The organism is Bradyrhizobium sp. 35, assembly GCF_023073215.1.
GTDB classification, from domain to species: Bacteria; Pseudomonadota; Alphaproteobacteria; order Rhizobiales; family Xanthobacteraceae; genus Bradyrhizobium; species Bradyrhizobium canariense_D.
This window is the reverse complement of the sequence record NZ_JADPJC010000161.1, coordinates 1-8,227: the sequence shown is the minus strand read 5'-3', so window position 1 is coordinate 8,227 and position 8,227 is coordinate 1. Positions and strand designations below refer to the sequence as shown.

The following is an 8,227-nucleotide window of genomic DNA, read 5'->3' as shown; positions in this document are numbered from 1 at the left end:
CTCGCCTGGCTCAGAGAACTCTTGTGCCTCTTCCTAATCCAGCTATCGCATACGCTTGCCTGTCCGCCCCCGCTCAATTCGGCTTCTTAACGGACGACTATGGATAGTGATAGCCGCAGTCCGCAAGTCGAGGGGTTGTGGTGGTGGACACGGCGGCGGCGCTGGCCCGAAGATGAGAAGCTCAAGATAGTTCGGGCACCAGATCCGCGAAGATCCCAGTGAGGGGCTAGAATGGCCTCGGTAAGAGTTCCGAGTTGTCGACACCCGGCCTCCCAACTCCGCCTGTCGACTTACGAGGACGGCGTGGGGGCAGGCCCCAGTCCGACTGATTGAGGCCGGGCTGCGGGCCGCAGTACCGCCATCGCGTACCTGTACACGATCGCCTCCATTTTAGAGCTGAGCGGGCAGTCATAGGCTACTATGGCTTCTGAAAGTGGCCCATCATGAGCTTTGCTACCTGATCCGATTGATCTAGCCCCGAGGCCAGCGTCGCATCATATAGCCCTCCCGGACTCGTAAGATTAAGGTCTATTATGTAAGGGTAAGCCATATCGAGCCCAACGAAATTGATTCCATAGTCCATCAGCTTCCGACCGACCAACTCGGCGAGTTCAACCTCGGTGGAATGCAACTCGACTGGAATTGGCTTTCCTCCTTGCGCGATATTAGATCTGTGATCATCCGGCGACGCTTTCCGGCCGTGCCAAGCAACTGCCCGCCCGCAGGCAACGATGACCCGCTTTTCGCCCTGTCCCACTTCGGAGATGAAGTGCTCAAGAACAGCGTATTGAGCCTTGAAACCATTCAGGCCGTACTGGTACTGGTGCCGTTTCACAAGAGATTCGCGTTCGGTGAGACCACCGAATTTGCTCTGCGCGTCAGCATTTCCAGTGAGGCATTGGAGGATCGCTCGAACATTTGGTCCTTTGGGAGGCAGCAAGAAGACGTTTTGCCCGCAATAGGCGTTTGGCGGCTTCGCGACCCACCAGAGATCGGCGCTCTGCCGATAGCGTTCCCAAAGTAGAGAGAACTCATTCGATGCATATGCAAATGCTCTATGCTCTTTCGGCACGACGAGACCCAATGCATGCTTTGTTTCTAGAAATAACGTACCCTCAATGCTGTTGACGAAGGGGGTATGTTGCGAGGCCAGCCACAGCATTTGCCATACATCACCGGAGATGCTAGACGGCGCCCCGTCGTTGAGCAAGACCAGTTGGCATTCGTCGATGAAATATACACCCCTCGTCCCCTGCGCTGCGGACCCAAGCTGGTGTGGCTCTCCGGTTGGCGACACCAAGACTCCGCGTGTAAAATAACGATAGTCTTCTGACCCGATAGCCGTGATCTCGCCGAAAATCACTTCCCAGCCGTAACGACGGAACGCGTCACCGATGGGTACATCATTTTCACCTAAGCAATCCGGACAGCCTGTGAGTATGAGCAGTCTCATCGCAGTTCTCCTAGCTCGACTAGCAACAGAAATTGACATAGCGGCACAATCGGAGCGTCGAACGTATTTGAGGCGACCATTGCCATCGCTTTAGAGTAGGCAAGCGTCACCCCAAAATAGCGATCAATGCTAACGAGACAATCTTCTTTGCCGCCGGGGCATTGGGCTTTTCCCATTCTCTCTCTGAAGAGCAATCCTCGTGCCAGCGTTGATTATGTTTATCTGAACTGGGCATTGCTTGCCTAAGAGGTATTCTGAAGAAACACTGGTGGTTTGAACCTGACAAGTCGTGCGCTGTTGTCATAAACGACACGGAGCAGCACCCTGTGTTAGTGGACGTGCTGAGGACGTCGCTTTAGTGACTCCGGTCGGGAAAGGGCGAACTTCTCTTCCATTTGTAATATCTGAGCTGGTCATAGCTGGTCACAATTCGCGCTTCAGACGCGCCGGAATGATCAAGGAACGAGCGAATATTCGAACATGCCAGCCGAGAGGCCGCCATTAACCGCCCGATCGCTTCGACCTCCTGATCTGCGATGATCTTGTCCACGTCACCAAGGAGCAGGCCGAGACCAGGGTGCTGGTCGAGCTCATCAGCGCTCGCTACGAGCGGCGTTCCATGCTGATCACCGCCAATCAGCCGTTTGGAGAGTGGAACAGGGGCTTCCCGGATCCTGCTATGACGCTCGGCGCCATCGATCGCCTCGTTCACCACGCCACCATCGTCGAGATGACGTCGAAAGCTATCGCAGGCGCACCGCGCTCGAGCGGAAGCGTGGTCGGGGCGACCATCCTCGCACGCGACACCAAAAACACTCGCTGATTGACGCTCCGCGACAATCGAACAAAACTCTTGCGCGCGACAATCATCGTGGCAATCATCACCTCGCCGCGACACCGAGCCGCCATCCTGGTTGTCGCGCGCTTCCCATCTAAATTGTCGCGCTATAAGCGCACGACGCTTCACGATGCTATTGCACCTTCCCCGATTGGCGGGCATGGCGAAGCTCCGCGCGTGAAGAACGGACCTGCACTCGCGGGACACGGGGCCGAAGCCGTGCGCGACGCGATCACGCGCACCGTCATCACCTTACCTGAAGAGCTGCGTCGCTCAAACCTGGGACCAAGGAGCCGAAATGGCTCAGCACGATCGTCTCAAGATCGATGCGGGTATCCAGGTCTACTTCTGCGACCCGCAAAGCCCTTGGCAGCGCGGCACTAACGAGAACATCAACGGGTTGCTGCGGCAGTACTTCCCGAAAGGCAGTATCCGTCCGGTGAAGCTTTCAATTACCCACATTTCCAGCCGCTCCGATTTCGGCGCCGAGTTCGATATCGGTGAGTCTGGAGAGTCCGCGCCAGATGACAACATTTCCGGGTGGCGGATCGGCGGCCCTGGCCAGGTAGCCACCCAATCGTGCAAGTTTGGTCAAGTAGAATGCGAGGGTTCCAGGGCGACATCGTCGATTGCCGACGTCGCTGATGAGTTCATCGAGCAATGCGATCTCGGTGTCTGTCAAGGCCATCTTCGGTGACGCGTCTGGGGCCGTGCGATTGAGCATGGTGAGCCAGAGCACGCGCCAGCTGAGAATGCAGAAGACCGCCATCAGATTAGCGAGGCGCTCCGCGGTCCGCAGTTTCGAGTCTTCCGCCCTGCAGCCCGATTTCAGGATCTTGTGGAACATCTCGATTTTCCACCGCATGGCGTACCAGTTAATCTTCTCGATTGCCTCGGAGCGTCCCCGGACGGGTAGGTCCGTGATTAGCTTCCACTCAATGGGTTTCCGGCCCTTTGGCGCACCGCGCTCGCTGGCGTGGATTACCGTCAGGTCGAGGGCGAGATAGCGGTTTTGCTTTCCGATCGGAGGCAAGACCGCAATCCGCTTCAACTTGATCTCCAGCGCGGCTTTCGTCATCTCGCCCTTGTCGTCCCGCACGTCGATGTAATGCACGCCCTTGACGCTGGTCTCTTCCATCTCGGTCGCAATCGTATGGCCGCCATCGCCTGCCAGCCGATCGACGCAGGCGCGGACAAGGAAGTGAGCGCCAAGCTCTTGCGTCAGGCAATACAATTCGTAGATGTCGCTTTCGCGGTCGCCGATATGAATGCAACGCTCCGGCTGTCCGAGCCGTTCGATCGATTGCCTGGGATTGTCGAGCCATCGAACGCTCTCCTTCTTCTCGATGGGAACGCGGGTCGGGTTGACCTTCTTCTTGAGTTGGGCCGTGCCCTTGAATTTTTTCGGTGTCCAGAACTTCACCGCCGCCAATCAGGGGGAGACCCTCTACGGCCACCGCGAGGCTCGAATGCATCAGCATTCCGCAGACCGTGTGATGGCGACAACGGCCACCTTTGTCCCGGCCGCTATTGACGTTATGCCGATCGCGCTCGTGTTCGCGCGTTGGTAGGAGAATTTGTGGTGTCCTGGAGAAGGAGAATCGGGCCTGTACAATCATCGTAACGGGTGCGCGTGGCGGCGAAGTTGCCGCTAAGAATATCGGCTTCCTCCACGCGCTCGTTAGCGAAGAAGCGGTAGGCTGCCTTCGTATTCGCCCAGTCTTGGCGCGCGAACCGTATGCTCCCGCCCATGCCGTCACCAATTTGCCTTAACCGCTCGCCAAATCGTTGACCAAGACGGGCATCCTTGAAGGCAGTCTTGTCGATCTCGCGCTGAGTCCAGGGTGCGATGGCGCTTTCATCAGGATCATCCTGGTAACCATCCGGGCCCGTCAACCGACGAGATATCGCACCGCTCGAACACATGAAGGCACCTCGCCGTCGCGATTCAGGTGCTCAACAATGAATCACAAGCGATTCATCCGATTCAGGATTTTTCGATTGAGGGTGTTCGGCTCCGACCCTGTGCAGGCCTTCCCCGGCCACGGGCAGATGACGGCTGAGCAAATTGGAGATCGAGCGGCTGCGGCGTGAGGTCACCAATCTGAAGGCGGAGCGAGATATCCTAGGCCGCTGCCTACTTCGCAAAGGAAGCGACATGAAGTTCGGCTTCGTCGCGAAGCACCGGAACGTCTGGCCGGTGGCATGGCTATGCGGAGCAATGGGCGTATCCCGGGCGGGGTTCCACATCTGGCTGAACCGATCGCCCAGCGCCAGATCCCAAAGCGACGAGAAAGTAGGCCAGCAGGTCACGGCAAGCTTCCTTGCCAGCGATCAGACCCACGGTGCACGGCGTGTCTGGCGAAACCATTTGGCGGATGGAGTCGAATGCGGTCTGCACCGGATCGAGCGGGTGATGCGCGAGCAGGCCTTGCGGGCGCGGCCACGCCGCCGGCGTCTGCCGAAAGACAAAGGCGACCGCCAGATAGTACGTGCCGGCGAATCTGGATCGTCGAGGACTCGCCCTACGTGTCGGCCGTGATCGACCTGTTCTCTCGCCGCGTGGTAGGCTGGTCGATGAGCGCCAGGCGGCGCGGTAAGCCGGATGCCCTGATGCATCACTCCGATCGTGGCAGCCAGGGCGGATACAATCGGTCGTCGCAACACCAGTTGTCTCACCCATGACAGCAGTTCGTCAAGCGCCTCCGCCGGCGTTTTCCAGCCTAGTGTCTTTCGGGTCGGGCATTGAGGGCCGCCCCCACAGCGGATATCTCGTCGGCGCTATGGATGCTCAGGTCTGTGCCTTTCATAAGTGTCCGGTGTTGCCCCGTGGTTACGTCATTTTGGGCTGACCGCGCTTATGCGGCGTGAGCGATGTTCTGAGGTAGCCAATTCCAAGGCATGAGTTCGTGGATGCGCTTAGCAGGGTGATCGGGTAGGCGCGCCAGCACTTCGGCCAGCCAAGCCGGTGGGTCGATGTCGTTGAGCTTGGCGGTGGCGACGAGTTTGTAGATGGCAGCCGCACGCCGACCGCCCTCATCGGAGCCGGCAAAGGTCCAGTTTTTTCGTCCCACGGCACGCCCGTAGCTCACGCTCAGCAGCATTGTTCGACATGCAAAGCCGTCCGTCATCAAGGAAGCGGCTAAATGCGTCCCAGCGGCTGAGGCAGTAATTGATCGCTTTGGTCGTGTCGTTGTTCCTGGAGAGCTTGGCGCGCTGCTCGCGTAATCACGCCTCCAGCTCAACGATCAGGGGGCGGCTACGCTCCTGGTGAACACGCAGACGCTCCCTGCGCAGGAAGTCCGTTGATCTCGTGCTCGATGGCGAACAGGACATCGACGCGCTTGACCGCCTTGGCCGCGATCGGCGCCTTGCTGAGCCGTGCCATATCAAAGAACTTGCGTCTGCCGTGAGCCCAGCATGCGGCCTCGATGATCGGGCCGCCCTTGCGATTGGCCTCGTAGAGCCTGCCAAAGCCGGCGTAGGCGTCGGCCTGCATCATTCCGGCGTAGCCCGCCAGATGCTGCTCCGGATGCGCACCGCCACGATCGGGCGAGTAGAAGAACACGGCCGCCGGCGGATCTGGGCCGGCAAACGGACGGTCGTCGCGGGTAAGTCCAGAGCCGTCCGGTCCGGGTCTTGCCCTTGGCCAGGACTGGCACCGTGGTGTCATCGGCGTGGATGCGCTCGGCTGCGAAGACGTGGCTCCGGATCGCATCGACCAAAGGCATCAGGCTTGCGGCGGAGGCACCTACCCAGTCCGCGAGCGTCGAGACATCGAGGTCGATGCCCTCACGCCGGTAGACGTCGCTCTGACGATGAAGCGGCAGGTGCAGGCCGTACTTGCCGAACAGGACATGAGCCAGCAGCTTGTGCCCTGCACGCCCGCGCGCAATCGGGTGCGAAGGAGCCGGGGGCTGGGTGATCGCTTCGCAAGCCCGACAGACGAGCTTCTCGCGCACATGCTGGATCACCTTCCACTGGCGCGGAACGAACTCCAGCGTCTCGGTCACGTCCTCGCCAATTTTGCGCAATCGGCTGTCGCCGCAGCATGGGCAGGTGGCAGGCACCGGATAGACAATGCGCTCCCGCGGCGAATGCTCTGGCAGCGGCCGGCGGGCCGGCTTGCGGCGCTCGAACGATGGCACCGTAATCTTGTCGGCTGCCATCTGCGCCGCGGTCTCAGCTTGCGCCGCGGTCTCCTCCAGGTCGGCGAGTTGTAGCTCGAGCCGGTCCAGCAATGCGCCTCGCTCGGAGGACTGTCCGAACTGCTCATGCCGGAGCTTCTTGATCGTGAGTTTGAGCTTCTCGATGAGCAAGGTCCCCGCCTGGGCCTCGGCTTCTGCGGCCAACCGGGCCGCTCGCTCGGCGCGCAGCATCGCCTGCAGGGTGATCACATCGTCGGGAAGAGAATCATCGGCGCCCATCGTCGACTAGAGAATCACAAGACGCTGTCCGAACCGGTGATCGCAACACCGATTCAAATCACAGCGATCAGCCGGCCGCCTGCGGTCGCCAGGTATGTTGCGGCATCCGCCAGTCGATGCCCTCGAGCAGGTAGCCAAGCTAGGCTGGGGTAATTGTCACGACGCCATCAGCCGGCGACGGCCACAGGAAGCGGCCGCGCTCCAGCCGCTTGGCATAAAGCGACATGCCCATCGGTCCATCGTGCCAAAGGATCTTGATCAACTTGCCGCTTTTGCCACGGAACACATAGAGGTCGCCGCCGTGCGGGTCTCGCTTAAAGGCTTCCTGCACCAGTAAGCCCAGCGAGTTCATGCCCCGGCGCATATCGGTGTGACCGGTCGCAATCCACACCCGCACGCCCGACTCAATGGGGATCACCGTAAGCGTCCATCTGCCAACGCCGCCACGGCGGCCTTCAGCGCGGCCGCGTCGACCGTACCCGTGATCCGCATCCGAGCCCCGGCAGCAAACTCGATCTCGATCGTCCCGCCGCTGCTAGCCGGCGCGGCTGGACAGGGCGCCGGACCTGATTCCGCGACCACCATTGCCGGTACGAAGCCAGGTTGATGGGCGGCATCCTTCGGCTCAGGCCGAAACGACCGTCGCCATCGCAGTAGCAGTGAGCGCGAAACGCCATATCGTCGCGCCGTCGGAGCGACCTGGCGCGGCGCTTGTAAGCTCTCCAGGACGATCTTGAGCTTCTCATCCTCGGACCAGCGCCGCCGCCGGCCTGTGTCCACTACTTCGAGCCGTCCGACTTGGGCACCGCGCCTATCACTGATGGGGTGGACGCCCCCTCGCAGCATCCTTGTGGCAAGGTGGCATCGTCCAACATCATTGAAACGGAGGTTCCTATGTCAGGGGTTAGCACGATTGGGCTGGATCTGGCGAAAAACGTGTTTCAAGTCCATGTCTCAGGAACCGTGGCTCTCCGCAAGACGCTGCGGCGAGAGCAGGTGCTTAAGTTTTTCGCCACGCAGCCGGCCTGCACGGTTGCCATGGAAGCCTGCGCTAGTAGTCATCATTGGGGGCGGGAGATCGCAAAATTCGGACATCGGATTCGCCTCATCGCACCGGCTTACGTCAAGCCGTTTGTTAAGCCACAAAAGAACGACGCAGCCGATGCGGAAGCCATCTGTGAAGCCGCGCAGCGGCCGACCATGCGTTTCGTGGCGATGAAAACAGAAGAGCAACAAGCAGCGGCGATCGTATTTCGTGCTCGCGATCTTTTAGTCCGTCAGCGAACCCAAATCATTAATGCGATACGAGGCCACTTGGCCGAGTTCGGGAGCATCGTCGCAAAGGGTCCCTGTCACGTCGCCAAGCTCCTGGCTACGATAGCGGACATTCCCACGATGGCCCAACCGATCCGTAAGCGCTTAGCCGCAACCCTATTGAGGCTGGCTTGACGTTTTGCGGAATCGCCACGGCATGAGGTCTTCGATGCGGCTATGGGGATGGCCGTCGAT

General features: G+C 59.9%; 8 protein-coding genes and 6 pseudogenes. 4 read left to right on the top strand and 10 right to left on the bottom strand.

Annotated elements, in window-relative coordinates:
• Positions 1-418: 418 nt before the first annotated feature.
• Positions 419-1,453: a hypothetical protein gene (locus IVB36_RS38030; protein WP_018459079.1), complete on the bottom strand. Its 1,035-nt coding sequence runs from the start codon at positions 1,451-1,453 to the stop codon at positions 419-421.
• 511 nt (positions 1,454-1,964) lie between these two features.
• Between IVB36_RS38030 and IVB36_RS38025 the strand changes: the two are divergent.
• Positions 1,965-2,280 (top strand): annotated as a pseudogene (locus IVB36_RS38025) (ATP-binding protein); the annotation flags it as partial.
• 263 nt (positions 2,281-2,543) lie between these two features.
• Positions 2,544-2,718 (top strand): annotated as a pseudogene (locus IVB36_RS38020) (IS30 family transposase); the annotation flags it as partial.
• A 21-nt stretch (positions 2,719-2,739) separates the two neighbouring features.
• On the opposite strand, the gene IVB36_RS38015 reads toward IVB36_RS38020, so the two are convergent.
• Complete coding sequence (locus tag IVB36_RS38015) at positions 2,740-3,714, bottom strand: IS4 family transposase (RefSeq protein WP_247394880.1); 975 nt, start codon at positions 3,712-3,714, stop codon at positions 2,740-2,742.
• 113 nt (positions 3,715-3,827) lie between these two features.
• Positions 3,828-4,217 (bottom strand): transposase DNA-binding-containing protein, encoded by a 390-nt coding sequence (locus IVB36_RS38010; protein ID WP_247394878.1) that lies wholly within the window; start codon positions 4,215-4,217, stop codon positions 3,828-3,830.
• 90 nt (positions 4,218-4,307) lie between these two features.
• Here IVB36_RS38010 and IVB36_RS38005 point away from each other — a divergent pair.
• Positions 4,308-4,931: pseudogene (locus tag IVB36_RS38005) on the top strand (IS3 family transposase); the annotation flags it as partial.
• A gap of 33 nt (positions 4,932-4,964) precedes the next feature.
• Here the strand turns inward: IVB36_RS38005 and IVB36_RS38000 are convergent.
• The 7 genes and pseudogenes from IVB36_RS38000 to IVB36_RS37980 form a co-directional block, all read right to left on the bottom strand.
• Positions 4,965-5,098 (bottom strand): annotated as a pseudogene (locus IVB36_RS38000) (IS30 family transposase); the annotation flags it as partial.
• Between the two features lie 51 nt (positions 5,099-5,149).
• Positions 5,150-5,395, bottom strand: coding sequence for a transposase domain-containing protein (locus IVB36_RS40250; RefSeq protein ID WP_247394875.1), 246 nt, complete (start codon positions 5,393-5,395; stop codon positions 5,150-5,152).
• The gene (locus IVB36_RS40645; RefSeq protein ID WP_346731077.1) at positions 5,328-5,468 is read right to left on the bottom strand and encodes a transposase; all 141 of its coding nucleotides are present in this window, start codon (positions 5,466-5,468) and stop codon (positions 5,328-5,330) included. Before IVB36_RS40645 ends, IVB36_RS40250 begins: the two co-directional genes overlap by 68 nt.
• 82 nt (positions 5,469-5,550) lie before the next feature.
• Positions 5,551-5,964, bottom strand: a complete 414-nt coding sequence (locus IVB36_RS40245; RefSeq protein WP_256467281.1) for a transposase — start codon at positions 5,962-5,964, stop codon at positions 5,551-5,553.
• A pseudogene (locus tag IVB36_RS40240) lies at positions 5,894-6,670 on the bottom strand (IS66 family transposase); the annotation flags it as partial. The pseudogene IVB36_RS40240 and the gene IVB36_RS40245, both read right to left, overlap by 71 nt.
• Positions 6,671-6,857: 187 nt before the next feature.
• Positions 6,858-7,136 (bottom strand): IS66 family insertion sequence element accessory protein TnpB, encoded by a 279-nt coding sequence (gene tnpB / locus IVB36_RS37985; RefSeq protein WP_247394873.1) that lies wholly within the window; start codon positions 7,134-7,136, stop codon positions 6,858-6,860.
• Positions 7,133-7,564 carry a transposase gene (locus IVB36_RS37980; protein ID WP_247394871.1) on the bottom strand — a complete coding sequence of 144 codons (432 nt, stop codon included), beginning with the start codon at positions 7,562-7,564 and terminating at the stop codon, positions 7,133-7,135. The genes tnpB and IVB36_RS37980 overlap by 4 nt, the downstream gene beginning before the upstream one ends.
• A 48-nt stretch (positions 7,565-7,612) precedes the next feature.
• On the opposite strand from IVB36_RS37980, the pseudogene IVB36_RS37975 reads away from it, so the two are divergent.
• Positions 7,613-8,113: pseudogene (locus IVB36_RS37975) on the top strand (IS110 family transposase); the annotation flags it as partial.
• Positions 8,114-8,227 lie beyond the last annotated feature (114 nt).

Excerpts from the sequence above, each read along its gene's own strand:
- IVB36_RS38030 (WP_018459079.1), bottom strand. The coding sequence starts at position 1,453 with ATGAGACTGCTCATACTCACAGGCTGTCCGGATTGCTTAGGTGAAAAT.
- IVB36_RS38010 (WP_247394878.1), bottom strand. The coding sequence starts at position 4,217 with ATGTGTTCGAGCGGTGCGATATCTCGTCGGTTGACGGGCCCGGATGGT.
- IVB36_RS40250 (WP_247394875.1), bottom strand. The coding sequence starts at position 5,395 with ATGCTGCTGAGCGTGAGCTACGGGCGTGCCGTGGGACGAAAAAACTGG.
- IVB36_RS40245 (WP_256467281.1), bottom strand. The coding sequence starts at position 5,964 with ATGACACCACGGTGCCAGTCCTGGCCAAGGGCAAGACCCGGACCGGAC.
- IVB36_RS37980 (WP_247394871.1), bottom strand. The coding sequence starts at position 7,564 with ATGCTGCGAGGGGGCGTCCACCCCATCAGTGATAGGCGCGGTGCCCAA.